Annotated in this window: 24 protein-coding genes and 1 tRNA gene; 14 read left to right on the top strand and 11 right to left on the bottom strand. The window is 67.9% G+C overall.

Annotated elements, in window-relative coordinates; translation table 11 throughout:
* Genes EII35_RS03830 through serA form a run of 5 tightly spaced genes read left to right on the top strand, consistent with a single transcriptional unit; the run spans window position 1 to window position 4563 of the window.
* Window positions 1-960, top strand: coding sequence for an ABC transporter permease (locus tag EII35_RS03830; protein WP_125227144.1), 960 nt, complete (start codon window positions 1-3; stop codon window positions 958-960).
* Window positions 960-1769 carry an ABC transporter permease gene (locus EII35_RS03835; protein WP_125227230.1) on the top strand — a complete coding sequence of 270 codons (810 nt, stop codon included), beginning with the start codon at window positions 960-962 and terminating at the stop codon, window positions 1767-1769. The genes EII35_RS03830 and EII35_RS03835 overlap by 1 nt, the downstream gene beginning before the upstream one ends.
* Window positions 1766-2587: an ABC transporter ATP-binding protein gene (locus EII35_RS03840; RefSeq protein WP_125227145.1), complete on the top strand. Its 822-nt coding sequence runs from the start codon at window positions 1766-1768 to the stop codon at window positions 2585-2587. The genes EII35_RS03835 and EII35_RS03840 overlap by 4 nt, the downstream gene beginning before the upstream one ends.
* Entirely contained in the window at window positions 2584-3351 is a 768-nt protein-coding gene (locus EII35_RS03845; RefSeq protein ID WP_125227146.1) for an ABC transporter ATP-binding protein, read from the top strand. The genes EII35_RS03840 and EII35_RS03845 overlap by 4 nt, the downstream gene beginning before the upstream one ends.
* 21 nt (window positions 3352-3372) lie before the next feature.
* Complete coding sequence (gene serA, locus EII35_RS03850; protein WP_125227147.1) at window positions 3373-4563, top strand: phosphoglycerate dehydrogenase; 1191 nt, start codon at window positions 3373-3375, stop codon at window positions 4561-4563.
* 54 nt (window positions 4564-4617) lie between these two features.
* On the opposite strand, the gene EII35_RS03855 is transcribed toward serA, so the two are convergent.
* Genes EII35_RS03855 through EII35_RS03870 form a run of 4 tightly spaced genes read right to left on the bottom strand, consistent with a single transcriptional unit; the run spans window position 4618 to window position 8229 of the window.
* The gene (locus tag EII35_RS03855; RefSeq protein WP_125227231.1) at window positions 4618-5448 is read right to left on the bottom strand and encodes an inositol monophosphatase family protein; all 831 of its coding nucleotides are present in this window, start codon (window positions 5446-5448) and stop codon (window positions 4618-4620) included.
* A 41-nt stretch (window positions 5449-5489) separates the two neighbouring features.
* Window positions 5490-6461, bottom strand: a complete 972-nt coding sequence (rsgA, locus tag EII35_RS03860) for a ribosome small subunit-dependent GTPase A (protein ID WP_125227232.1) — start codon at window positions 6459-6461, stop codon at window positions 5490-5492.
* Window positions 6461-7735: a 3-phosphoshikimate 1-carboxyvinyltransferase gene (aroA, locus tag EII35_RS03865; RefSeq protein ID WP_125227233.1), complete on the bottom strand. Its 1275-nt coding sequence runs from the start codon at window positions 7733-7735 to the stop codon at window positions 6461-6463. The genes rsgA and aroA overlap by 1 nt, the downstream gene beginning before the upstream one ends.
* Window positions 7732-8229: a DoxX family protein gene (locus tag EII35_RS03870; protein ID WP_185744151.1), complete on the bottom strand. Its 498-nt coding sequence runs from the start codon at window positions 8227-8229 to the stop codon at window positions 7732-7734. Before EII35_RS03870 ends, aroA begins: the two co-directional genes overlap by 4 nt.
* Before the next feature lie 147 nt (window positions 8230-8376).
* Between EII35_RS03870 and EII35_RS03875 the strand changes: the two genes are divergently transcribed.
* The gene (locus EII35_RS03875) at window positions 8377-8964 is read left to right on the top strand and encodes a sigma-70 family RNA polymerase sigma factor (RefSeq protein WP_260464997.1); all 588 of its coding nucleotides are present in this window, start codon (window positions 8377-8379) and stop codon (window positions 8962-8964) included.
* Window positions 8961-9239, top strand: coding sequence for a zf-HC2 domain-containing protein (locus tag EII35_RS03880; RefSeq protein ID WP_125227150.1), 279 nt, complete (start codon window positions 8961-8963; stop codon window positions 9237-9239). The genes EII35_RS03875 and EII35_RS03880 overlap by 4 nt, the downstream gene beginning before the upstream one ends.
* Before the next feature lie 80 nt (window positions 9240-9319).
* On the opposite strand, the gene EII35_RS16685 is transcribed toward EII35_RS03880, so the two are convergent.
* Window positions 9320-9394, bottom strand: a complete 75-nt coding sequence (locus tag EII35_RS16685; protein ID WP_395858221.1) for a 50S ribosomal protein bL37 — start codon at window positions 9392-9394, stop codon at window positions 9320-9322.
* Between the two features lie 85 nt (window positions 9395-9479).
* Here EII35_RS16685 and EII35_RS03885 point away from each other — a divergent pair, with 85 nt between their 5' ends.
* Window positions 9480-10925, top strand: coding sequence for a sensor histidine kinase (locus EII35_RS03885; RefSeq protein ID WP_125227151.1), 1446 nt, complete (start codon window positions 9480-9482; stop codon window positions 10923-10925).
* A gap of 23 nt (window positions 10926-10948) precedes the next feature.
* Here the strand turns inward: EII35_RS03885 and EII35_RS03890 are convergent, their stop codons facing one another.
* The 6 genes from EII35_RS03890 to EII35_RS03910 all read right to left on the bottom strand — a co-directional run bounded on the left by EII35_RS03890 (window position 10949) and on the right by EII35_RS03910 (window position 18103).
* The gene (locus EII35_RS03890) at window positions 10949-11200 is read right to left on the bottom strand and encodes a WhiB family transcriptional regulator (protein ID WP_125227152.1); all 252 of its coding nucleotides are present in this window, start codon (window positions 11198-11200) and stop codon (window positions 10949-10951) included.
* Window positions 11201-11335: 135 nt separating this feature from the next.
* Window positions 11336-12472: a galactokinase gene (gene galK / locus EII35_RS03895; protein WP_125227153.1), complete on the bottom strand. Its 1137-nt coding sequence runs from the start codon at window positions 12470-12472 to the stop codon at window positions 11336-11338.
* The gene (locus EII35_RS15825) at window positions 12472-12648 is read right to left on the bottom strand and encodes a DUF6104 family protein (RefSeq protein WP_185744152.1); all 177 of its coding nucleotides are present in this window, start codon (window positions 12646-12648) and stop codon (window positions 12472-12474) included. Before EII35_RS15825 ends, galK begins: the two co-directional genes overlap by 1 nt.
* Before the next feature lies 1 nt (window position 12649).
* Window positions 12650-16366, bottom strand: coding sequence for a multifunctional oxoglutarate decarboxylase/oxoglutarate dehydrogenase thiamine pyrophosphate-binding subunit/dihydrolipoyllysine-residue succinyltransferase subunit (locus EII35_RS03900; RefSeq protein WP_125227154.1), 3717 nt, complete (start codon window positions 16364-16366; stop codon window positions 12650-12652).
* A gap of 78 nt (window positions 16367-16444) precedes the next feature.
* Window positions 16445-18019: a glycosyltransferase 87 family protein gene (locus EII35_RS03905; protein WP_125227155.1), complete on the bottom strand. Its 1575-nt coding sequence runs from the start codon at window positions 18017-18019 to the stop codon at window positions 16445-16447.
* Window positions 18020-18031: 12 nt separating this feature from the next.
* Window positions 18032-18103, bottom strand: a tRNA-Arg gene (locus EII35_RS03910).
* A gap of 112 nt (window positions 18104-18215) precedes the next feature.
* On the opposite strand from EII35_RS03910, the gene lysA reads away from it, so the two are divergent.
* The 6 genes from lysA to prfA all read left to right on the top strand — a co-directional run bounded on the left by lysA (window position 18216) and on the right by prfA (window position 25075).
* On the top strand, window positions 18216-19619 hold the full coding sequence (gene lysA, locus EII35_RS03915; RefSeq protein WP_125227156.1) for a diaminopimelate decarboxylase: 1404 nt from the start codon (window positions 18216-18218) through the stop codon (window positions 19617-19619).
* A 2-nt stretch (window positions 19620-19621) separates the two neighbouring features.
* Window positions 19622-20935 carry a homoserine dehydrogenase gene (locus tag EII35_RS03920; protein ID WP_125227157.1) on the top strand — a complete coding sequence of 438 codons (1314 nt, stop codon included), beginning with the start codon at window positions 19622-19624 and terminating at the stop codon, window positions 20933-20935.
* Window positions 20932-21825, top strand: a complete 894-nt coding sequence (gene thrB, locus EII35_RS03925; protein WP_125227158.1) for a homoserine kinase — start codon at window positions 20932-20934, stop codon at window positions 21823-21825. Before EII35_RS03920 ends, thrB begins: the two co-directional genes overlap by 4 nt.
* A 207-nt stretch (window positions 21826-22032) precedes the next feature.
* Window positions 22033-23682, top strand: coding sequence for a transcription termination factor Rho (gene rho / locus EII35_RS03930; RefSeq protein ID WP_464115350.1), 1650 nt, complete (start codon window positions 22033-22035; stop codon window positions 23680-23682).
* 109 nt (window positions 23683-23791) lie between these two features.
* The gene (gene rpmE, locus EII35_RS03935) at window positions 23792-24001 is read left to right on the top strand and encodes a 50S ribosomal protein L31 (RefSeq protein WP_125227160.1); all 210 of its coding nucleotides are present in this window, start codon (window positions 23792-23794) and stop codon (window positions 23999-24001) included.
* Between the two features lie 9 nt (window positions 24002-24010).
* Complete coding sequence (gene prfA / locus EII35_RS03940) at window positions 24011-25075, top strand: peptide chain release factor 1 (RefSeq protein ID WP_125227161.1); 1065 nt, start codon at window positions 24011-24013, stop codon at window positions 25073-25075.
* Window position 25076 lies beyond the last annotated feature (1 nt).

A 25076-nucleotide genomic window follows, 5' to 3' on the forward strand; every position in this document is an offset into this window, starting at 1 on the left:
ATGGACGTCCGCGCCCTCGGCGGGCGCATCCTCGGACTCGTCGCCAGCCTGCTGGTGGCGTCGGTCCTGATCTTCCTCGCCACCAATGCCCTCCCCGGTAGTGTCGCGAATGTCCTGCTCGGTACGCAGGCCACGGCTGAGGAGATCGCCCGGCTCGAGGCCCGGCTCGGGCTCGACCGCCCCCTGGCGATCCGTTACGTCGAGTGGATCTCCGGGGTGTTGGTCGGCGACTTCGGGCGATCCCTGACCTCCGGGCAGGACGTGATGGCGCAGATCCTGCCGAAACTCGGGATCTCCGCATGGCTCATCGTGTCGGGGATGGTCGTTGCGCTGCTCGTGGCGATCCCCCTCGGCACCCACGCCGCCCTCAGGCGACGCCACGTCAGCGGCTTCCTCACCTCGACGATCTCCCAGATCGGCCTGGCCATTCCGGCCTTCTGGGCCGGCATGTGGTTGGTCATCGTCTTCGCGGTCAACCTGCGTTGGTTCCCCGCCGGGGGCTACGTCCCCCTGAGGACGAACCCGGCCCAGTGGGCCGCCCACCTGGTGCTGCCGGCACTGTCCCTGGGGCTGGTGCAGGGAAGCCTCCTGTCGCGTTACGTGCGCAGCGCGGTCATCGAGGTCACCAACGAGGACTGGTTCCGTACGGCTCGCTCCGTCGGCTGGAGCCGTTGGGGAGCGCTGTTGCGCCACGGGTCGCGCAACGTCGCGATCTCTCTCCTGACCGTCATCGGGCTGCAGGTGGCGACCCTCCTGGTCGGCGCCATCATCATCGAACAGGTCTTCGCGATCCAGGGCCTCGGGTCCCGACTACTGCTCGCCGTCTCCCAACGTGACCTGTTCCTCGTCCAGGCGATCGTGCTCATCCTCGTGTGGACGGTCCTGGTCATCAACTTCGTGGTCGACTCCGTGTACCACGCCGTCGACCCTCGACTCCGGGGAACGCGAGGCGCCGGATGATCCGTCGATCCAACCTCGTCTTCGGCACGATCCTCCTCTCCATGGTGGTCCTGGCCGCCCTCGTGGGAACCTTCTGGACCCCACATGATCCACAGGCCATCTCGGGTCCGAGGATCCAGCCGCCCAGTCCCGCGCACTGGCTCGGAACCGACGGCGGTGGATTCGACATCCTCAGCCGCCTCATGACCGGGGCCAGGCTCGTCCTCCTCATCGGGCTGCTCTCCGTGGGAACGGCCGCCGCCGTGGGGATCCCCGCCGGTATCGTCGCCGGTATGAGCCGCGGCTGGCCGGGCCGGATCATCGCGCGCGGCGCGGACATCCTCTACGGCTTCCCGGCGTTGCTGCTCGCCATCCTCTTCGCCGCCGCACTGGGGGGCTCCACCTGGACCGCCCTCATGGCGATCGCCCTGTCGTCCATCCCCGCCTTCGTGAGGATCGCCAGGGCCGCCACCCTGCAGGTCATGGGCCAGGCCTACGTCGAGGCCGCCCGGCTGTCCGGGATCCCGCGCAGGCACATCGCACGACGCCACATCCTGCCGAACATCGCCCCGGTGCTCGGGGTGCAGGCCAGCGTCAGTGTCGGTATCGCGATCCTCGCGGAGGCAGGCCTGTCCTACCTCGGACTGGCGTCGGGCTCCGACGACCCCACCTGGGGCCGCATGCTCCGGGAGGCCCAGGACCAGCTGTTCTCCGCTCCGATGGTGGCGTTCTGGCCCGGCATGGCGATCGCGGTCGCGACGATGGGGTGCAATCTACTGGGTGACGGCCTCCGTGACCTCCTCGACCCCCGACTGAGGGAGCTGACATGAGCCTGCTCGAGGTCGAGGACCTCCGCATCACCTTCGGGAGGCGCCGGAAGGTCGCCGTCGATGGCATCAGCTTCACCGTCGAGCCCACCGAGAGACTTGGCATCATCGGCCAGTCCGGGTCCGGCAAGTCGGTGACGGCGCTCGCCATCATGGGCCTGCTGCCGGAGACCGCCACCGTCACCGGATCCATCCGACTGGCCGGGCAGGAACTCGTCGGCCGGCCGGAACGGGAGCTCCGGGCGCTGCGGGGTGAAGCCATGTCGATGGTCTTCCAGGAACCCATGACGGCCCTCGACCCCACCATGCGGGTCGGCCGACAGGTGGGGGAGGCCGTGGCCCTGCACCATCCGGAGCTCCGGGGCGGGATCCGTGATCTCGTCACCGAGTGGCTGGAACGGGTGGGACTCGACGACCCACAGCGCATCGCGGAGTCGTACCCCCATCAGCTCTCCGGAGGACAACGCCAGCGCGCCCTCATCGCGATGGCCCTGGCCAACCAGCCGTCCCTGGTCATCTGCGACGAGCCCACGACGGCCCTCGACGTCATCGTCCAACGGCAGATCCTCGACCTCCTCGACACCCAGCTGGAGGGCAGGGCCTCGATCTTCGTCAGTCATGATCTGGCCGTCGTGAGGGAGGTGTGCCGCAGGGTCATCGTCATGCTCGACGGACGAATCGTCGAATCGGGACCGATCGCCCAGGTCATCGAGGAACCACAGCACCCCTATGCGCGGGGCCTCGTCGCGGCGGCCCGCATCTCCGCCGTCCCCCCGGGGGAGCGGCTCCCCACCGTCGCCGACCACTGGGAGCAGCCATGACCGATCTCGTCCGACTCGACAGGGTGGACGTCACCTTCCACCGGGGGCGACGCACCTTCCAGGCCCTGCAGGACGTGGATCTGCGCATGGCGCCGGGGGAGAGGGTGGGTCTGGTCGGCGGCTCGGGATCCGGCAAGACGACCATCCTGCGGACCCTTCTCGGGCTGGTGCAACCCTCTGCCGGCGAGGTCCTCTTCGACGGGGAACGCATCGATGGCCGCAGCGACCGGGACCTCGCCGAGATGCGGCGACGGGTCTCCTTGGTGCACCAGGACCCCAACTCCTCCCTCAATCCCCGCATGAGACTCAGGGACATCGTCGCCGAGCCGCTGCGATCCCCCTGGACCAGGCGGGCGGGGGTGGACATCACCGAATCGGTGACGGAGGCCGTCGACTCGGTCGGGCTCGGGGCGGATCTCCTCGACCGCTACCCGCACCAACTCTCCGGCGGTCAGCGTCAGCGAGTTGCCATCGCCCGGGCGCTCATCAGCGAACCCGACCTTCTCATCGCCGACGAGCCGGTCTCCGCCTTGGACGTCTCCGTCCGGGCCCAGGTGCTGAACCTGCTGCTGGATGCGGTGAGGGAACGCCAGCTGGCCATGCTGTTCGTCAGTCACGACCTGAACGTCGTGCGCCACCTGTGCCAGCGTGTCATCGTGCTGCGACGCGGACGGGTGGTCGAGGAGGGCCCCGTCGAGGAAGTGCTCGACACACCGACCGACCCCTACACCGCGGAACTGGTCGCTGCCAGCTTGTCCCTGTGAATCCCGGGTAACATGCCGCCCGTGAAGGCTCTGCTGCTTGAGAACATCCATTCCGAGGCCGTGCGGTTGCTCACCGCTCGTGGCCATGAGGTCGACCTGCGTCCGGGGGCCCTCGGTGAGTCGGAACTCATCGAGGCGTTGCAGGGAGTGCAGCTGCTCGGCATCCGATCCCGAACCCACCTGACGAGAGCGGTCTTCGAGGCGTGCCCGGATCTGGTGGCCGTCGGTGCCTTCTGCATCGGCACGAACCAGGTGGATCTGGATGCCGCGGCGGCGGCCGGGGTTCCCGTGTTCAACGCCCCCTACTCCAACACCCGGTCGGTGGTGGAGCTGGCGTTGGGGGAGATCATTGCCATGGCCCGTCGACTCAGCGACCGCAACGCCGACATGCATGCCGGCATCTGGGACAAGTCCGCGGTTGGCGCCCACGAGGTTCGCGGCCGCACCCTCGGCATCGTCGGCTACGGAAACATCGGATCCCAGCTGTCGGTTCTGGCCGAGGCACTCGGGATGCGCGTGTACTTCTACGACCTGGTGGATCGTCTGGCCCTGGGCAACGCCACCCGCGTCGACTCGATGGAGGAACTCTTCGCCACCTGCGAGACCATCTCGCTCCACGTCGACGGCCGTGCCTCCAACAAGAACCTCATCGGGGCGAAGGAGTTCGCCCAGATGAGGCCCCGCACCCTGTTCCTCAACCTGTGTCGCGGGAACGTCGTCGACATCGACGCCCTCGCCGAGGTCCTGCGCTCCGGACACATCGCCGGTGCCGCCGTCGATGTCTTCCCCAGCGAACCCAAGAGCAGGAACGAGCCGTTCTCCTCGCCCCTGCAGGGCATCCCGAACGTCATCCTCACCCCCCACGTCGGCGGCTCCACTCAGGAGGCCCAGGTCGACATCGGCCGCTACGTGGCGGGCAAGCTCGCCGACCACGAGGAGTTCGGAACCACCTCAATGTGCGTGAACCTGCCCGAGGTGTCGGTCGGCGGGGCGCAGGCGGAAAGGGTCCTGCATCTCCACCGCAACGTGCCGGGTGTCCTCGCCCGCCTCAACAACGTCCTGGCCGGACACAACATGAACATCGGCGCGCAGATGCTCGCCACCCTCGGCGAGTACGGCTACGCCGTCACCGACGTCTCAGGGGAGCATTACGACGGCCTGCTCCAGGAACTCCAGGGCCTCGAGGAGACCATCCGGGTGCGTGTGATCTGACGAAACCCGCGGGGGCGAGGCCGACATCGACCTCGCCCCCGTACCCGCCCGAACTCAGCGTGCCGTGGTGTCCTCCTGGTCGTCGGCCTCATCGGCGCCCTCCGTGGGGGAGAGCCGCGCCAGCACCGCCTCGTGGAGCAGGCCATTCGTGGCGAGCGCGTTCCCGTGATAGGGCCCGGGGCGACCGTCGATGCTGGTGAAGCTGCCACCAGCCTCACGCACGATGATGTCGAGGGCGGCCATGTCGTAGAGCTGAAGTTCGGGCTCACATGCGATGTCGACGGCCCCCTCCGCCAACAGCATGTAGCTCCAGAAGTCCCCGTAGGCGCGGGAGCGCCACACATCCCGCATGAGATCCACGAAACCCTGCCCGCGCCCGGACTCGATCCACCCCTCGATGCTGGCGTAGGACAGGGACGCATCCTCGATCCGGCTCACCCGGCTCGTGTGGATCGAGGTGGCGTTGAGGATCGAACGTCCCGTGAAGGCACCCCCACCCTTCGTGGCCCACCAGCGACGCTGGAGCGCCGGCGCGGACACGACGGAGGCGACGATCTCCCCCTCGACCTCGAGAGCGATCAGCGTGGCCCACACGGGAACCCCGCGCAGGTAGTTCGCGGTGCCATCGATGGGGTCGATGATCCAACGTCGCGGTGAACTCCCGGAGTCCTGCAGTTCCTCGCCGTGGACGGCGTCGCGTGGTCGGGTCCGGGACAGCGTGCGTCGGATCGCCTCCTCGACGGCGGTGTCGGTCTCGGTGACCGGGGTCCGGTCCGGTTTCGTCTTGATCCTGAGGTCCTGGGCCTTGAAGCGGGCCATGGAGATCGAGTCGGCGTCGTCAGCCATGACGTGAGCCAACCGGATGTCGTCGGTGAGGGATTTGATGGTGGTGGCCATGCCCATAACCTAGCCGAGACCGGCCGGACTCACACGAATGCCCGTTCCATCCTGCGGAAGGAGGACAACCGGGCCCCCTCCAGGAGGCCGTTGCGGAAGGCCTCGTCAAGCCCGCATTCAGGTGCGGTGGAGTCGTGACGGCAGCCGCGGGGGCAGTGCTCGACGAACTCGGCCAGATCGTTGAACGCTGCGATGAACGAGTCCGGACGCACGTGGCTGATGCCGAAGGAGCGCACCCCGGGTGTGTCGATGATCCACCCACCCCCCGGAAGGGCGATCGCAGCCGCCGAGGTGGAGGTGTGGCGTCCCTTCCCGGTCACCTCCGAGACAGCGCCCGTGGCCCGCCCGGTTCCCGGCACGAGGGCGTTGACGAGAGTGGACTTGCCCACCCCGGAATGTCCGATGAGGACCGTGGTGAGATCGGCGAGCTGCTCCCGCACTGGATCCAGGTCACTGCCGGGCTGGGTCACGACGATCGGCACCCCGAGCGGTTCGTAGGCCTCGCGGAGGAGGTCGGGACTCGCGAGGTCCGCCTTGGTCAGGCAGAGCACGGGGGCCACGCCGGCGTCGTAGGCGGCCACGAGGATGCGGTCGATCATGCCCATGCGCGGCTCAGGGTCGGCCAGTGCGGTGACGATCATGAGCTGGTCGGCGTTGGCGACGATGGGACGCTCGAACGTGTCGGCATCGTCCGCGGAGCGACGAAGCATGGAGCGTCTCTCCTCCACCTCGACGATGCGGGCGAGCGTGCCGTCATCACCGGAGACGTCGCCGTCGAGCCGAACCCGATCCCCGACGATGACCCCCTTGCGTCCGAGGATCCGGGCCTTGGTGGCGCTGACGGCGAGTCCGTCGGGAAGGAGGCAGCGGTACCGGCCGCGGTCGATGGAGGCGACCATCGCGACGGGGGCGTCGGAGTAGTCGGGCCTGTCCTTCGTGCGCGGGCGACTGCGTTTGCGTGGCCGCTCGAAGGCGGCGTGGTCGTCGTGCCAGCGGGCCATCATGCGTCGACCAGGCCGGTCCAGCGGGTCATGAAGTCAGGCATCGTCTTCGAGACGCAACCGATGTCGTCAACCCTCACCCCGGTTCTCGTCAACGCCACGACGGCGGCGAAATGGGCCATCCGGTGGTCGGCGTAGGTGCTGAGTTCGACCGGGTCGGTCTCCCGGAGCGGACTTCCCTCGATCTCGAGGCCGTCGGGTAGTTCGGTGGCCGACACGCCCAGCCGGTTGAGTTCCGTGGCGAGGGCCCGCAGTCGATCCGTCTCGTGCCCTCGGATGTGTGCGACGCCGGTGATCCGGGTGATGCCCTCGGCGGTCGCGGCCAGGGCGGCGACGACGGGGGTCAGCTCGGAGGCTGCGTGCAGGTCAACCTCGATGCCGCGCAGACGTCGCGGTCCCTGCAGGGTCACGGCATCGGCCTCAGCGATCACCTCGCATCCCATCCCGGTGGCGACATCGAGGAAGAGGGCACCAGGTTGGAGGGAGTGCCTCGGCCAGCGGGGGACACGAACCCGTCCGCCCGTGACAGCCGCTGCGGCGAGGAAGGCCGCTGCGTTCGTCAGGTCGGGCTCGATCACGGTGTCGTGGGCGCGAACGACCCCCTCCCGCACCTCCCACGCCATGGAGTCGTGCTCGATGACGTCGACGCCGCGGGATCGCAGCATCTCGACGGTCATCGCGATGTGAGGGCGGGACGGGACGGAATCGCCCTCATGGCGGATCCTGAGCCCGCCGGGAATCCGGCACCCGATGAGGATGAGGCCCGAGAGGAACTGACTGGAGGGGGAGGAGTCGATGACGATCTCATCGCCGCATCGGGGGGTCCCCGGGCCGATGCTGAAGGGAAGGCCGTCGCCGTCCACGCACACCCCCAGCTGCCTCAGCCCGTCGAGGAGACCCGCCATGGGTCGCAGCGAGGCGTGGGGGTCGCCGGTGAACCGGGTGACACCGTCGGCGAGCGCCGCCAGGGGTGGGACGAAGCGCATGACGGTGCCGGCGAGTCCGCAGTCGATCCCGTCCGGCGCCGCGGTGAATCGCGGGGGAGGGCAGACCCTGAGGGAACCGTCATCGGTTGCATCGATCGCGACGCCGAGCGCCCGCAGTGCATCGATCATGAGGGTCGAATCGCGGGAGACCAGGGCACCCACCACCGTGGCCGGGCCATCGGCGAGCGCTGCGAGGACCAACGCCCGGTTCGTCTCGGACTTGGACCCCGGTACCTCGACACCACCCCGGACCGGGACGCCCGGGGTGGGCAGGGCAGCGGGGATCAGGACCCCACCGCCCGCTTCGTCGCCTTCTTGACCTTCTTGGTGAGGTGCTTGCGACGCCACCGGAGGCTGGGCTGCCCCTCGAGATCACGGGTGGCGAGCAGGGCAGCTCCGAGCATGGAAACCCGCTGCAGGAGACGCGGATCCCGCTGGGGTCGGGTCTCGGAACCGGCGTCCTTGTTCGGCAGTGCGTTCACCACATCCATCGTCGCGGCGCAGGTCAGCAGGAACGCCCCAGCGCGGCGACCGATCCCGGTGGCGAACATGACCCCTCCGGCCAGCTCGGCCGCGCCGCAGAGCCTGACCCAGGTCTCGGGCTGCTCGGGGACGTAGGAGGAGTACCCGGAAGGTACGGCACGTTGGACGAGGGGGGTGACCGTGGAGGTGAACCTCTCTGCGTCCGGCGCCAGTTCCGCCGGTCTGGTGACCTTGCGGACGCCGTCGGCGATGAACGCGCTCGCGAAGAGGCTACGGGCGAGGAAGCGCAACAGACTCATGACGTCAAACATACCGATCCCTTGGCCGATTCGGGACCGGCGCCGCGATTTCGGCCCGGGAATACCGGGGAGGTGGCACGCGTTGTCGGGGACATGAGCGCGACCGTGATGCTCGAACGGGCCGAAATGGCGGTAGGTTCTTCCCTGATGGATCCCTCAGTGAAGATTGACGCGGCCGACCTGGGTCTGGCGTTCGAGGAAGAGGCCCTGGCCCACCTCGACCGCCTCTACTCCGCTGCCCTCCGGATGACCCGCAACCCCGTGGAGGCGGAGGACCTGGTGCAGGAGACCTACCTCAAGGCGTTGAAAGGGCGGGAATCGTTCAAGCCCGGGACCAACATGAAGGCCTGGCTCTACCGCATCCTCACCAACTCCTACATCAACACGTGGCGCAAGGCGGAACGGTCGCCGAAGGTCAGTGGGGACGAGGACGTCACGGATTGGCAGCTGGCGCGGGCGGCGGCCCACGACTCGCAGGGACTGAGGTCCGCCGAGATGGAGGCGCTCGACCAGACCCCGGACGCCGTCGTGGCCGGGGCCATGGCTGCTCTGCCGGAGAATTTCAGGCTCGCCGTGTACCTGGCGGACGTCGAGGGCTTCAGCTACAAGGAGATTGCCGCAATCATGGACACCCCCGTCGGCACCGTCATGTCCAGACTGAACCGAGGTCGGGCGCAGCTACGAGAGGCGCTTGCCGAGTATGCCCGTGAGCGCGGCATCGGGAGGACCCGATGACCGATCCCGTCATGTGGAGCCATGACCACGACGACATGGACGAGTGCGTCCGGGCGTTGGAGGCCGTGCACGCCTTCCTCCACGGTGAACTGGGGGAGGTCGAGGCCGATCTGATCCGGGAACATCTGCACGCCTGTGAGCTGTGCATGGAGAGCTTCGAGATCGAGCAGACCATCACGCACATGATCCACCGCAGTCAACCGCTCGAAGCGGCGCCGTCGATGCTGCGTCAGCGACTCACGCTGCTCTGCCTGGAGCGTTCGGGTCAGGAGTAGACGGCGGGGAACGGAATACGCCCCCGGTCCTCGGACACGGGGGCGTGGTACGGCGGAGGTTCAGCCTCCGCGCTGCGTCCTCAGGCGTTGGGACGCTTGCCGTGATTGGCCTTGCTCTTGCGACGCGCGCGGCGCTTGCGACCGGTCTTGCCCATGAGGGTCTCCTTCTGTTGCGATGCGACCGCCCATTGTGCCAGAACCGTCGTGACGTCACCAGCTGCGAACTGGCAGAGTATGCCCATGGTGATGTCCGAGGTGGACCAGTTGTCCGACGCCGAATGGCTTCTCGCGTTCAGGAGTCAGTGGCACCTGTTGAGCGACCTGTCGTTCTCCGATCTCCTGCTGTGGGTGCCCGACGACGACTCCGAGGACTGTCAGGAGTTCACCTGCGTCGCCCAGATCCGTCCCGTTACCGGACCGACGGCCCTGGAGGAGGACGTGATCGGGGAACGGATCTCCCATGAGTTGGAGCATCAGGTGCTCGTGGCGTTCCTCAGCCACGAGGTCTGCGAGACGGGGGACAACGCGTTGTCCGCGGGAATCCCCGTCGACGTGTGGGCGGTGCCGATCCTTCGCAGGGGGCGCTGCATCGCGGTGTTGGAGCGCCACACCAACCAGATGGGGATGCGGGCCACCGGGGCGCTGGAGGAGAACTACCTGGAGGCGGCTGACATGCTGACCTCCATGTTGTTGGAGGGGCGTTTCCCGCTGGCCCCCGTGAGCGACAAGGCGCTGGCCCCGAGGGTGTGCGACGGTGTGCTGCGGGTCCAGCCCTCCGGACGCATCAGTTACGCCTCCCCGAACGCCATCACCGCCTTCCGACGCCTCAACGCGCTCGGGGATGTGGCCGATGAGGATTTCCCGACTCTCATCCGCAGCGTGATGAAGGGGGTGGAGTCCGTGGGGCAGACCGTGCAGGCCGACCTGGCGGAGCAACGCAGCGCCGTGTTCGACGTGGAGCAGCCCCGCGCCTCCATGCGTCTGGTCGTGCTGCCCCTCGTCGTCGAGCAGGAACGTCAGGGCTCGTTGGTTCTGTGCCGTGACACCACCGACCTGCGCACCAGGGATCGCATGCTCGTCACCAAGGACGCCACGATCCGGGAGATCCACCACCGCGTGAAGAACAACCTCCAGACCGTCGCCGCGCTGTTGCGCATGCAGTCCCGGCGGCTGAAGTCGGAGGAGGGGCGGGAGGCCCTCACGGATGCCATGCGGCGGGTCTCCTCCATCGCCCTCGTCCATGACACACTGAGCCACACCATCAACGATGATGTGGCCTTCGACGCCGTGTGTGACCGGATCCTCAGGATGGTGGGGGATCTGGCCTCGACGACGGGGGCCGTCGAGGCGTCCAGGGTGGGGAGTTTCGGGGAGATCCGTGCCGAGGCGGCAACCTCGCTGGCCATGGTCATCACGGAGTTGTGCCAGAACGCCATCGAGCACGGCCTCGGGAGTGGTTCCGGCCGGGTCATCGTGGAGCCCCACCGTCATGACGACCACCTGTACATCGACGTCATCGATGACGGGGTGGGCCTTCCGGAGGGATTCCAGCTGGGCAACCAGAAGAGCCTCGGTCTGGCCATCATCTCCACCCTCGTGGGGGACCTGGGAGGAGCTCTGGAGATCGGTCCCGCCGAGTCGACCACGGGTACCCGGGCCAGGCTGGTCCTCCCCTGTGGCGTGTGAGAATCGCCCTCGGTGGGGGGGGGTCAGCTGGCGCGCACGCGGGAGCGGGCCTGACGCCGCTTGATGGCGCGACGCTCGTCCTCACTCATGCCGCCCCAGACCCCGTGGTCCTGACCGGCCTCCAGCGCCCAGGAGAGACACTGGTCCTTCACCTCGCACCGCTGGCAGATCCTCTTCGCGTCCTCGATCTGCTGGAGGGCAGGGCCAGTGTTGCCGACGGGGAAGAACAATTCCGGATCCTCCGTCAGGCACGCCGCCCGATGCCGCCAATCCATTGGTTGAGCCCCTCCATACGTGTGGTGATCCCGCGTCCAGAAAACAATTCGCGAGCGGATGAACCTTACCCCCGTAGGAAGCGAGAAACAACCCCTCTTTTTTCTGTTCGTGAATGTGAGGGTTGGCGATCAGGGTCAGCGTGTGCGCCCGGCGCCCTGGTCGGGATGGGCGACGAACCACGTCGGTGCCGCGAATCCGGCCTCCGCGAAGGCCTGGCCGATCGTCCGACCGACCTGCTCACCCTCGCCGAGGCGGCACCAGGCGATGATGCAGCCGCCGAATCCGCCCCCGGTCATCCGCGCGCCCAACGCGCCGGCCCCCCTCGCCGTCTCGACCGCCAGGTCGACGGTGGGGACCGTGATCTCGTAGTCGTCACGCATCGAGGCGTGTGAGGCATCCAGCAACGGTGGGATCTCCTCGAACCGACCCGCCTCGGCGGCGCGCAGCACGGCCAAGGTCCGGGCGTTCTCCGTCACGACGTGGCGGACCCGTTTCCGCATCCGCTCGTCGGGCAGCATGGCGAGGGCCCGATCGAGATCCTCGACGTCTCGCAGCGCAGCGACGCCGAGCGTCCGTGCCGCGGCCTCGCAGGTGGCTCTGCGCTCCCCGTACTCGCCGTCGACGTGGCTGTGGGGGGTGTGCGTGTCGAGCACGAGGATCTCCACCCCGTGGGCGGCGAGCGGGAGTGGAACCGACGTCGCCTCGAGGCTGCGGCAGTCCAGGAACATGCCCGCATCCTTGGCGCACAGGGTCGATGCCGCCTGATCCAGCAATCCCGTCGGCGCACCGACGTAGACGTTCTCGGCCCGCTGGCAGAGTTCGGCCCGCTGCATCGGTGCGATGTCGAGTGAGAACAGATCGCACAGCGCGGCCATGGTTGCGCACTCGATGGCAGCCGAACTGGAGAGCCCGGCGCCGAGCGGAACGTCGGAGGTCAGCACGAGCGAGGCGGCTCCCACCGGGTGGCCGGCTTCCCTCAGGGCCCACACCACCCCGGCCAGGTAGGCCGCCCACCCCCCGCTTCCGGGGGCCAGGTCGTCGAGCGGGACCTCGACGGTCTCGTCGAGGTCCATCGCGTGCATGACGAGGAGGTCGTCGTCCCGGTGTCCGGCCGCGATGTGGGCCCGACGGCTGAGGGCGAAGGGCAGGACGAACCCGTCGTTGTAGTCGGTGTGCTCACCGATGAGGTTCACCCGCCCGGGAGCGAACCAGATGCCCTCCGGGGCGGCTCCTGTCAACTCCTCGAACCTGGTCGCGAGCGCGTCCAGCATCAGTCCTCCTCGTCGTCCAGGCGGGCCAGCCACGACCCGAGCCGATCGATGGCCGACTCGAACTCGGGATTGAGATCCGTGAAGGTGCGCAGTTGATCCGCCAGCCAGGCGAAGGAGACCTCCTCCTCCCCGCGCCGGTCGGCCAGTTCCTCGAGGCCACGATCCGTGAAGTACATCTCAGTCCTCGAACGCGGCCTTGAGGAGTTCCTCGGTCTGCTGCTGGTGGACCTTGAGGGATCCCACCGACGGCGCCGACGACCACGGCCGGGCGACTCGACGCATGCTGAGACGCAGGTCGGAGTGCTGGGCCACGGCATTCGGGAGGTGCACCGAGATGAACGGCCACGGTCCCTGGTTGGCGGGTTCGTCCTGGACGAACCGGATGTCCGTGACGTGACGGTACCGCTCCAACACCTTCGCCATCTCGGGTCCGGGCAGGGGGTAGAGCCGCTCCAGCGCCACCACGGCGACGGAACCGTCGAGACCCAGCTGTTCCCGTCTCGCCACCAGCTCCCAGCGGATCTTGCCCGAGCAGACGAGGAGCTTGGTCACCTTGGCGGGATCCTGGATGGAGGGGTCGTCGTGGACGGGTTCCCACCGTCCCGAGGTGAAGTCCTCCGGCATGGAGGAGGCGGCCTTCGAGCGGAGCATCGACTTGGGCGTGGCGATCACCACGGGACGGTGCCAGTTGACGTAGGCGTGCTGGCGCAGGAGATGGAAGTGACTCGCGGCCGTCGACGGTTGGCAGACGGCGAGCGCATTCTCGGCGCACAGCTGCAGCCAACGCTCCAGACGCGCCGAGCTGTGATCCGGGCCCTGACCCTCGAATCCGTGCGGCAGCAGCAGCACCACACCGGACTTCTGGGACCACTTCGCCTCACCGGAGGCGACGAACTCGTCGGCGATCGTCTGGGCGCCGTTGGCGAAGTCGCCGAACTGCGCCTCCCACATGACGAGGGCGTCGGGGCGGGCGACGGAGTAGCCGTACTCGAATCCGAGCACGGCGTACTCACTCAGCAGCGAGTCGTAGACGTCGAATGTCCCCTGGTCCTCGCTCAGGTGCTTCAACGGCACCCAGGCCTCGTTCGTCACCCGGTCGACGATCGCCGCGAAACGCTGCGAGAAGGTGCCTCGCCGGGAGTCCTGACCGGTGAGGCGGACGGGGCGTCCCTCCATCAGCAGGGAGCCGATGGCGAGCAGCTCCGCGGTCGCCCAGTCGATGGGGCCGTTGAGGATCTGCTCCGCGCGACGTTCGAGCTGCGGCATCACCTTCGGGTGCGGGGTGAATCCCTCCGGCAGCTGGGTGTGCACCTCGCTGATGCGCTTCATCATCTCCGGGGTGATCTCGGTGAGGCGACGCTCCGGCTTGGTGGGGTAGTAGGGCACCCGCGTGTACTCCTCCGGGATGGAGGAGCCGGAGGTCTTGGCCTCGCGAACCTCCTTGAAGACGTTCTCCAGCCGGTTCCGGAACGCGTTCATGACGTTCTCGGCATCAGCGACGGAGATGTCACCACGACCGATGAGGGCCTCGGTGTAGAGGCGACGCACCGAACGCTTCTGCTCGATGAGGTCGTACATCTTCGGCTGCGTGAAGCTGGGGTCGTCGCCCTCGTTGTGGCCGCGCCGCCGGTAGCAGATGAGGTCGATGACGACGTCCTTGTGGAACTTCTCCCGGTAGGCGAAGGCGATGCGGGCGGCCCGGATGCAGGAGTCCGGGTCGTCGCCGTTGACGTGCAGGACCGGGGCGGCGATGGCCTTGGCGACATCGGTGCAGTAGGTCGAGGTGCGGGACTCCACGGGGGCCGTGGTGAAACCGACCTGGTTGTTGACCACCACGTGGATGGTGCCACCGGTGCGGTAGGCGCGCAGCTGGCTCATCTGGAGCGTCTCGAAGACCACCCCCTGGCCGGAGAAGGAGGCATCCCCGTGGAGCAGCATCGGCAGAACCGGGTGGTCGTCCCCACCCAGCATGTCCTGCTTGGCGCGGGCGATGCCCTCGAGGACCGGGTTGACCGCCTCGAGGTGCGAGGGGTTCGCGGCGACGGAGGTCTTGATGGTGGACCCGTTGTTGGCCACGAACTGCCCCTCGGCGCCGAGGTGGTACTTCACGTCACCCGTGCCCGAGACGTCGATGGTGCCGTCGAACTCGCGGAAGATCTGCCCGTAGTGCTTCCCGATGATGTTGGTGAGGACGTTGAGGCGACCGCGGTGCGGCATGCCGATGCAGACCTCGTCGAGCCCTGCCGTGGCGGCCTGCTGGCAGACCTCGTCCAGGAGGACGATGACGGACTCGCCGCCCTCCAGCGAGAACCGCTTCTGGCCCACGAACTTCGTCTGGAGGAAGGTCTCGAAGACCTCGGCCTCGTTGAGCTTGTCGAGGGCGTGCATGTGCTCCTCGTGCGTGAGGGACTGCCTCGGCACCTCGATCCGTTCCTGGAACCACTCGCGCTGACGCGGATCCGCGATGTGCATGTACTCGAAGGCGACGGTGCGGCAGTAGGAGTTCTGGAGGATCTGCAGGATGTCCCGTAACGTCAGGTACGAACGCTTCTGGGCGCCGAAGGTGCCCAGCGCGAACTCCCGGTCCAGGTCCCAGATGGACAGGCCGTGCGTCTCGAGTCGGAGATCCTCGTGGGAGCGTTGACGGTACTCCAGCGGATCGGTGTCGGCGACGAGGTGGCCGACGGAACGATAGGCGTTGATGAGTTCCAGCACACGACCCTGCTTGCTCACCTGGCTGGCGCGGTGGGCGGAGACGTCCTGGCTCCAGCGCAGCGGTTCGTAGGGGATGCGCAGGGCCTCGAAGATCTCGTCGTAGAACCCGTCCGCGCCGAGCAGGAGTTCGTGCATCACCTTGAGGAACTCGCCGGACTGGGCTCCCTGGATCACCCGGTGGTCGTAGGTGGAGGTGAGGGTGGTGATCTTGGAGATGCCGAGGTCGGTGATCCGCGAGATCGAGGTGCCCTGGAACTCGGCCGGGTAGTCGATGTTGCCGACCCCGAGGATCATCCCCTGACCGTTCATGAGCCGTGGCACCGAGTGATTGGTGCCGATGCCGCCGGGGTTGGTGATGGTGGCGGTCGTCCCGGCGAAGTCGGCAACGGTCAACTCGCCCTTGCGGGCGCGCGCCACCACCTTCTCGTAGTCCGACCAGAACTGGGCGAAGTTGAGACGCTCACATCCCTTGATGTTGGGGACCAGGAGCTGCCTCGTGCCGTCCGACTTCTTCAGGTCGATGGCGATGCCGAGGTTGATCGAGGGATTCTCGATGAGCGTCGGCTTGCCATCCACGACGTCGTAGGCGTTGTTCATGGCGGGGACGGTCTTGAGGGCCTTCACCATGGCGTAGGCGATGATGTGAGTGAAGCTGACCTTGCCACCCTTCGAGGTGGTGAGGAAGTTGTTGACCAGGATGCGCTGGTCGATGACGAGCTTCATCGGGACGGACCGCACGGACGTGGCCGTCGGCACGGTCAACGACGCATCCATGTTCTTCGCGGTGCGCATCGGTGCGCCACGAAGCACGGTGAGCTTCGGTTCGGCAGCGGCGGCCTCCTCTCGCACGGACGGGTTCGGCGCATTCGCCGAGAGTCCGGCGCCGGTTCCGGGCGAGGCGGGGGTCTCGGTGGTCGCGGCGAGGCGGCTCTCCACCACGGGCTGGCTGGACTCCGCGCGGGGAGCGCGCTCCCTCGGGGCCGGTGGGGGAGTGGGTTTCTCCTCCGGGGCCGGCGCTGGGGCGGGGGTGGGTTTCTCGGCCGCTGTGGCGTTGCCCTTCGAGAAGAACCGCTGCCAGGACGCATCAACGGAGGCGGGATCCTGTTCCCACCTCTCGCGCATCTCATCGATCAACCAGGAGTTCGCTCCGAACGCTTCAGTGGACTCAGGATTCGACATCTTTGCCAGCGGCGTTAGCCACTATCCCCTTCGTGAGATTGCTTGACCGGACGAAAGGCTTCTTCGCCCGCGGCCAGCTTAGAGGTTCTCCGAGTGGGTGTCATCTGACGACGCCGCGCCCCGGGTGGAAAGCTCCGGGGCCGTCCCGGGACCGGAGGACCGCGTTGCGCGCCACGCCAGGCCCGCGACCAGGCCGGCGAGGAGGACGAGCAGGAGATTGCGGCCCACGAGGGCAGCGGTTTCGATCCCCTCACCGTTGGGGAGGGCCATGATGCCCAACGTGCCCCACGGATACGTGTACTGGGTGAGAACCGCGACGGCGAGCAGCAGGGAGGCGACCACCACGAGCGGGCGCCGCAGCCACCGTTCACCCGGTAGGGCGAGGCAGGCCGCGAGCGGACCGGCCAACCATTGGACGTACTGGGTGGAGAGGGTCTTGTTCGCGACGATCGTCGCCAGAACCACTGCCAGGACGCAGAGGATCACGGCCTGGGGCTGATGCCTCGAGCCGCCGTCGACATTCCGGGCGAGGCGCCACGTGAGGGCGAGGGTGAGGAGGATGGAGCCAACGGTCAGGAGGGTCGAGACGCGCAGCAGGTGCCCGGTGGCCGGGCCGAACAGCTCGATGGCGTTGTACTCGCTGAGGGCGATCGTCCAGCTCGGATCGCTCGTCCACGTGCGCAGGACGTGGATCGGGGTGGCGGGGACGGACTCCATCTGCAGGCCGCGGGCCGACTGCCAGGACAGGGGGGAGACCGACCGGGCCCAACCGCCGACGAGGAGGGAGAGTCCCCCCAGCACGGCCCCCATCACGACGAAACCGAGCAGCCGGGATCGCGAGGGACCGGGACGCAGGGGGGACGGGGTGGACATCGGCAGGATGAGCAGGGCCGGCCACAGCTTGATGCCTGCCCCCAGGCCGACGAGGGCGCCCGAGACGCGGGGGTGGCGCACGACCCACAGACAGGCGAGGGCCACGGCCGCAGCGGTCAGGATGTCGAAGCGGAACCACACGATGGGGCCGCACGCCCCGATGTAGAGGACCCAGAACAGGCAGGCCCTCACCGAACCGTGGCGGAAGAGGAGGATCGCCACGACGGCATCCAGCGCCAGCATGGTGCACGCGAACAGCGGGGTCCAGGTGACGAAGGCCTGCGAGCGTCCCGGTAGCGCGACCAGGAACCACACGATGATCGTCGCCAGTGCCCCCCCGGCCGCGCTGAAGCGGGCTGCGCGACGGCGGCCGCGTGTCAGGAGCGTGACGTACGCCGAGAGGGTCGCGATCGCGGCGAGGAGGAGGAACCAGGGGAGCCACCCGGGGACGGGAGCCCCCAGGGTGTAGACGAATTGGAGGAACCAGACCGCGGGCAGCGGATACTCCGCCATGACCCCACCGTTGGCCAGCGCCGCCTGACAGTTGGCGTCACCGGCACCGTCACCAAGGAGGCACCACAGCCAGTAGCCGTAGTAGGAGACATCGTTCTGGACGAAATCGACGGAGGGGATGCGCCAGAACCAGACGTTGAGTGCCCGGGTGGCCAGGAAGAGCGTGGTGAGGACAATGGCCCACTTCGCTCGCCGGATGTCCAGCGGGCGGGGTGGCGCGGCCTCCGTCAAACCCGACCCCCCTGGCAGATAGCTGCGCCGGATCACCCGGCCGTCCAGCGCCCCCGCGAGGATTCGAACCTCGGCTCCCGCCTCCGGAGGGCGGTGCTCTATCCCCTGAGCTACGGGGGCTGAACTCGTCACGAAGCATCGCGACCTGAGAAAGGGTAGCAAACTCGGCGAGAAGTGCCACCTGATGAACCCGTGGCGTGTCCGGTCGTTCCCTCTGGCAGGCTTGGGGGCCATGACTCACACCCACATCGCCGGGTCGATCCACGCGGATGTCGCCCAGGGCGGACCCCAGTGGCTCACGGTGCCCACGGACCTCAACGCACTGCAGACGGCGCTGTGGCCAAGGGGCACCGAACGGGACCCGGAGGGGAGGATCGTCGTCGGGGGGATCCCGCTCACGGAGATCGCACGACAGCAGGGAACTCCCGTCTACGTTCTCGACGAGCAGGACTTCCGTGCCCGGGCCCGGGCCTTCCGGGACAGTTTCGCCGGGTGGAACGTCTACTACGCCGGGAAGGCGTTGCTGACGAGAACCGTCGCCCGCTGGGTCGCCGAGGAGGGTTTGGGGCTCGACGTGACCACGATGGGGGAGATGCGGATCGCGCTCGAGGGCGGGATGCCCGCGGAGCGGCTCGGTTTCCACGGCAACAACAAGTCCCTCGACGAACTGCGCCACGCTCTCGAGCAGGGGGTTGGGCGCATCATCGTGGACTCCTTCAACGAGATCGATCGGATCGAGACGATCTGTGCCGAGCTCGGCACGGTCGCGAAGGTCCTGGTGCGGGTCACCACCGGTGTGGAGGCGCACACCCACGAGTACATCGCCACGGCCCACGAGGACCAGAAGTTCGGCCTGTCCATCCTGGGGGGGCACGCCCTCGCGGGCCTGGTCCGCTGCCAGTCCTCGCCCCACATGGATCTCCGCGGCATCCACTCCCACATCGGATCCCAGATCTTCGAGACCCACGGCTTCGAGGTCGCGATCCGGCGCACCCTCCGACTTGCCGAGCAGTTCCGCACCGCCACCGGGGTGCAACTGGCGGAACTCGACCTGGGCGGCGGTTTCGGCATCGCCTACACGGAGGCGGATTCGCCGAAGACCACCGGCGAGCTGGCCGACGCCTTCCGGGAGATCCTCGACCACGAGTGCCGTGCCTTCCAGATCCCGTGCCCCCAGCTCAGCATCGAACCGGGACGCGCCATCTGCGGGCCGGCCGGGATCGCACTCTATGAGGTGGGCACGGTGAAGGTCGTGGAACTCGACAACGGGCGCAGCCGCACCTACGTCTCCGTAGACGGGGGCATGAGTGACAACATCAGGCCCGCCCTGTACGCCGCCGAGTACTCGTGCGCCCTCGCGAATCGCACGACCGACGCCGAGCCGGTCCTGACCCGGGTCGTCGGCAAGCACTGTGAGGGCGGCGACATCCTCATCCGGGACGTCTTCCTGCCACGGGACCTCGCCCCCGGCGACCTCATCGCAGTGCCCGGGGCCGGGGCGTACTGCCGCTCCATGGCCAGCAACTACAATCAGCTTCCGAAACCGCCCCTCGTGGCGGTGAACGAGGGGCGGGTCAGCACCCTGCTGCGTCGCGAGACCCTCGATGACATGATGCGTCTGGACGTAGGGGAGTGAACATGGGGGAGGACACAGCGCCCCTCAAGGTGGCGTTGCTCGGAGCGGGTGTGGTCGGATCCCAGGTGGCGCGGATCCTCACGAGCGAGGCGGAGACGCTGCGACAGCGGATCGGCCGCCCTCTCGAACTCGTCGGCATCGGGGTGCGACGCGCGGACACCCAGCGACCGGGCATCGACCCGTCGTTGTTCACGACCGACGTGCACGCCCTCGTGCAACGCGGTGACCTCGACCTCGTCATCGAGGTGATCGGTGGGATCGAGCCCGCCGCCACCCTGCTGACGGAGGCCATGAACGCAGGGGCCTCCGTCATCACCGCGAACAAGGCGCTGCTGGCCGAGCAGTTCGCTGGGCTCAGCGCCACCGCCATGGCAAACGGGGTCGATCTCTATTACGAGGCCGCCGTCGCGGGGGCGATCCCCATCATCCGTCCGCTGCGCGAATCCCTCGTGGGCGATGAGATTCGGACCGTCATGGGAATCGTCAACGGGACGACGAACTACGTGCTCGACCAGATGACCACCCAGCACGTGAGTTTCGACGAGGCCCTCGCCCAGGCCCAGCAGCTCGGTTTCGCCGAGGCCGATCCCACCGCGGACGTGGAGGGCCACGATGCCGCGGCCAAGGCGGCGATCCTCGCGGGTCTGGCCTTCCACACCTCGATCCAACGTTCCGAGGTCTTCTGCGAGGGCATCTCCCGGGTGTCCCAGGCGGACATCGTCGCAGCGGACCTCATGGGCTGCGTCATCAAGCTGCTCGCGGTGGCGAAACTCACCGATGATGACCGGGTCATCGTCAAGGTGCACCCGGCGATGGTCCCCAAGACCCATCCGCTGGCGGCCGTCTCCGGAGCGTACAACGCGATCTTCGTGGAGTCGGTGGAGGCGGGGCAGCTCATGTTCCTCGGACAGGGAGCGGGCGGCGCCCCCACCGCATCAGCGGTGATGGGTGACGTCGTGACGGTGGCGCGCAACCGGGTCAGGGGGACCGCCAGTCACCTCAGCACCGGGTACACGAAGCGTGAGGTCGCCCCCATCGGGGAGGCGACCAGCTGCTACTACATCCGATTCCAGGTGGAGGACAAGCCCGGTGTCCTCGCCAAGTGCGCGACCATCTTCGGCAACCACAACGTCTCGCTCCAGACGTGTCAGCAGTCGTACCTCGAGGGCCTGGGGCGCACGGACGGCTTCACGGCGAGTCTGAACTTCATGACCCACCAGGCGAGGGAGTCCGACCTGCAGGCGGTCATCGCGGAGCTCCGCGAGGCGTCCTTCGTCGCGGAGGCGATCAACTACATGCGCATCGAGGGAACGTGATCCTCAGCGTCCGCGTGCCCGCCACCACCGCGAACCTCGGCTCGGGTTTCGACTGCATCGGGCTCGCGGTGGACTGGTACGACGAGTTGACCCTCGAGACCCTCGACGCCCCCGGCCTCGTCATCGAGGTGACGGGGGAGGGTGCCGAGTCGGTGCCCCGGGACAGCTCCCACCTGGTCATCGCGACGATCGAGCACTGCCTGCGGCAATGGGGGGTGACGATGCCGTCCGGAATGCGGCTCGCCGCCCACAACACCATCCCACATTCGCGGGGCCTCGGTTCCTCCGCCGCGGCGATCGCCGCCGGATGCGCACTCGCGCACGGTATCGCCCGTCCGGGGGAGGCCCCCGACCCGGTGGAACTCGCTCGCCTCGCCTCCCTCCTGGAGGGCCATCCCGACAATGCGGGGGCCGCCGTGCACGGGGGAGCGATCCTGGCCTGGATCCATGACGAGGACGTGGAACTCCTCCACCTGGACCCGGCGGCCGGACTGCGTTGCGTCGTCTTCGTCCCGGAGTTCGAGGTGCCAACCGCCGGGGCGCGTTCGGTGCTCCCGGAGGCCGTGCCCCGATCTGACGCGGTGGCGCAGGCTATTGCTGCCGCGTCCTTGCCGAAGGCGTTGGAACTTCGTCCAGACCTGCTGCTCGCGGCCACGGAGGATCGGCTCCACCAGCAGTACCGTGCGGGGCTGATGCCCGAGTCGTGGGATCTGATGTCGCGGTTGCGGGCCGAGGGTGTGCCCGCCGTCATCTCGGGCGCGGGTCCGACCGTTCTGGCGATTGGACTGCCCGAACAACTGGGGCCGACCAGCACTGTCCGGCACGACGGGTTCATCCGGCGCGACCTCGGGATCGGTCACGGGCTGGAGTTGATTTCGCGGGATTTCTGAGCAGGGACGCGCCCTGTGGTAGGCTACGCAGCAGTCACCACTGCGCCGGCGTGCCAGCATGCGCCGCCAATGAGTCGCGCGGGGACCTCACAGCAACCGGGACCAGTGGTTCGCATCCTCCCGGTTTCCAGAATCTTGGAAAGGCATTCCGTGACCGAATCCGGAACCAACTCCCTGTCGGGCCTGAAGCTCCCTGAGCTCAAGAAGATGGCCTCCGAGCTGGGACTCAAGGGCGTTTCAGGCATGCGCAAGGGCGACCTCATCGACGCCATCACCGCCAATGCGCGCCCATCCCGCAAGGCCCCCACCGAACGCCCGAGGCGCACCGAGGAGCCGAAGGTCGGGGAGAAGAAGGCGGAGCAGCCTGAACTTCCCCAGCCCCGGGCGGAACAGCCCGCGGCTCCTCGCGAGGATCGCCCCGCGGGCGACGCCCCGCACGAGGGTGGGCGGAATCGTCGTCGTCGCGACCGCAACAAGGATCGTGACAAGGCCTCGCAGGAGGCCACCAACGAGGAGGTGGGTGAGCGGCTCGCGATGGCACTGGGTCAGCCAACCAACACCCCGAGCCTGCCCCCGGCCAGCGCGGGGGCCAGCCGCTTCGAGGAGGAGCAGGACGGGGGACGCCGCAGCCGTCGCCGACGCAGCCGGGACCGTCAGAACCGACGGAATCGGGGCTCCTCCGGCCTGGATCGGTTGGATGCCGAACCGACGGTTTCCGAGGACGACGTCCTGGCAGCCGTGTCGGGCATCGTCGACATCCTCGACAACTACGCCTTCGTGCGCACCACTGGCTACCTGCCGGGACCCAACGACGCGTACCTGCCCCTTCCGATGGTGCGCCGCTACGGACTGCGCCGCGGCGATGTCATCGTCGGCGCGATCCGCACGCCCCGGGAGGGTGAGCGCAAGGAGAAGTACAACCCCCTGGTGCGCATCGACTCCATCAACGGCGATGAGCCCGAGAAGGCGAGGAATCGGCCCGAGTTCGCCAAGCTCACCCCGCTCTACCCGCAGGAGAAGCTGCGGTTGGAGACGGTCGGCACGCAACTGACCGGCAGGGTCATCGACCTCGTGGCCCCCATCGGCAAGGGCCAGCGTGGCCTCATCGTCTCCCCGCCCAAGGCGGGCAAGACCATGGTGATGCAGAACATCGCCAATGCCATCGCCGCCAACAATCCCGAGGTGCACCTCATGGTCGTCCTCGTGGACGAGCGGCCCGAGGAGGTCACCGACTTCCAGCGGACCGTCTCCGGAGAGGTCATCGCCTCGACCTTTGACCGTCCCGCGGAGGACCACACCGTCGTCGCGGAACTCGCCATCGAACGCGCCAAGCGTCTCGTGGAACTGGGCCATGACGTCGTGGTGCTGCTCGACGGCATCACGCGGCTCGGACGCGCCTACAACCTGGCCGCTCCCGCCTCCGGGCGCATCCTGTCCGGTGGCGTCGACTCCGCCGCCCTGTACCCGCCGAAGAAGTTCTTCGGCGCCGCCCGCAACATCGAGAACGGCGGTTCGCTGACGATCCTCGCCACGGCCCTCATCGAGACGGGGTCGCGCATGGACGAGGTCATCTTCGAGGAGTTCAAGGGCACCGGCAACATGGAGTTGCGTCTGGCCCGCCAGCTGGCGGACAAGCGGATCTTCCCCGCGATCGACGTGGACGCCTCGGGGACGCGCCGCGAGGACCTCCTCCTCGGCCGTGACGAGCTCAACATCATCTGGAAGTTGCGTCGTGCCCTCTCCGGCCTGGACGACCAGGCCGCGTTGGAGACGCTGCTGGCGAGGATGCGCAAGACGCAGAACAATCACGAGTTCCTGCTCAGCGTCCTCAAGACCACGCCTGCCCAGGACGGCTGACCGTTTGGTTCCCAGCCCTCCCGCTGGCAGAATTGTCTTTTGTGCCGGTTCACGCCCGCATCACGTTCGCGTGAGGGCGACCCGGGGAAACCACGAACAGGAGAAGACCATGAAGCAGGGAATCCATCCCGATTACGTCGAGACCACGGTGCACTGCACCTGCGGCAACACCTTCAGCACCCGCAGCACCGCCACGAAGGGGTCGCTGAGCGCCGATGTGTGCGCCGAGTGCCACCCGTTCTACACCGGCAAGCAGAAGATCCTCGACACCGGTGGCCGCGTGGCCCGCTTCGAGCGGATGTACGCCAAGAAGAAGTGACTCCACCCGGTGTTTGAGTCCGCTCTGCCGCTGGTCGAGGAGTTCGACCGGTTGGAATCCCAGCTGGCGGATCCCGCCACGCATACCGACCCGGTGCTGATGCGCCGGGTCGGTCGGCGTTACGCGTCGTTGCGCCCGATCGTCGAGACACTCGCAGCGCATCGCAGCATCGCCGCGGACCTTGAGGCCGCCAAGGAACTGGCCCAGCTGGATGACGGCTTCCACGATGAGGTGGCCGAGTTGCAGGAGCGCCTCGACGAGGTGACGGCCAGGCTGACCCGCCTACTGGCCCCGAGGGATCCCAACGACGACGCCGATGCCATCCTCGAGATCAAGTCCGGGGAGGGCGGCGAGGAGTCCGCGCTGTTCGCGGGGGACCTGCTGCGGATGTATCAGCGCTATGCCGAATCGGTGGGCTGGGGCGTCGAGGTGATGGACGCCCAGAACACCGATCTCGGGGGGTTCAAGACCGTCACCATCGCGGTGAAGGGAGTGGCCGTCGAAGGGGTGGGGCCGTACGGGCGCCTCAAATTCGAGGGTGGGGTGCACCGCGTGCAACGGGTCCCCGTGACGGAGACACAGGGACGCATCCACACCTCCGCCGCAGGGGTCCTCGTCTCCCCGGACGTCGAGGCGGAGGAAATCGAGATCAACGACCAGGACCTCAGGATCGACGTCTTCCGGGCCTCCGGTCCGGGCGGACAGGGGGTCAACACGACGGACTCCGCCGTGCGGATCACCCATCTGCCCTCGGGGGTGGTGGTGAGCTGCCAGAACGAACGCTCCCAACTCCAGAACAGGGAACAGGCGATGCGGATGCTGCGTTCCCGTCTCGCCGCGATCGCAGAGGCTCAGGCCGCCGAGGCGGCGTCGCAGGCCCGCAGATCCCAAGTGCGCACTGTGGACCGCTCCGAGCGGATCCGGACCTACAACTTCCCCGAGAACCGCTTCGCCGACCACCGGATCGGCTTCAAGGCCCACAATCTCGACCTCGTGCTCCAGGGGGCGCTCACCCCTGTCCTCGACGCTCTGGCCGAGGCCGACCTGGCCGAGCGGCTCGGCACCGCCCGGTGAA

Source organism: Arachnia propionica, from assembly GCF_003932785.1.
GTDB lineage: Bacteria > Actinomycetota > Actinomycetes > Propionibacteriales > Propionibacteriaceae > Arachnia > Arachnia propionica_B.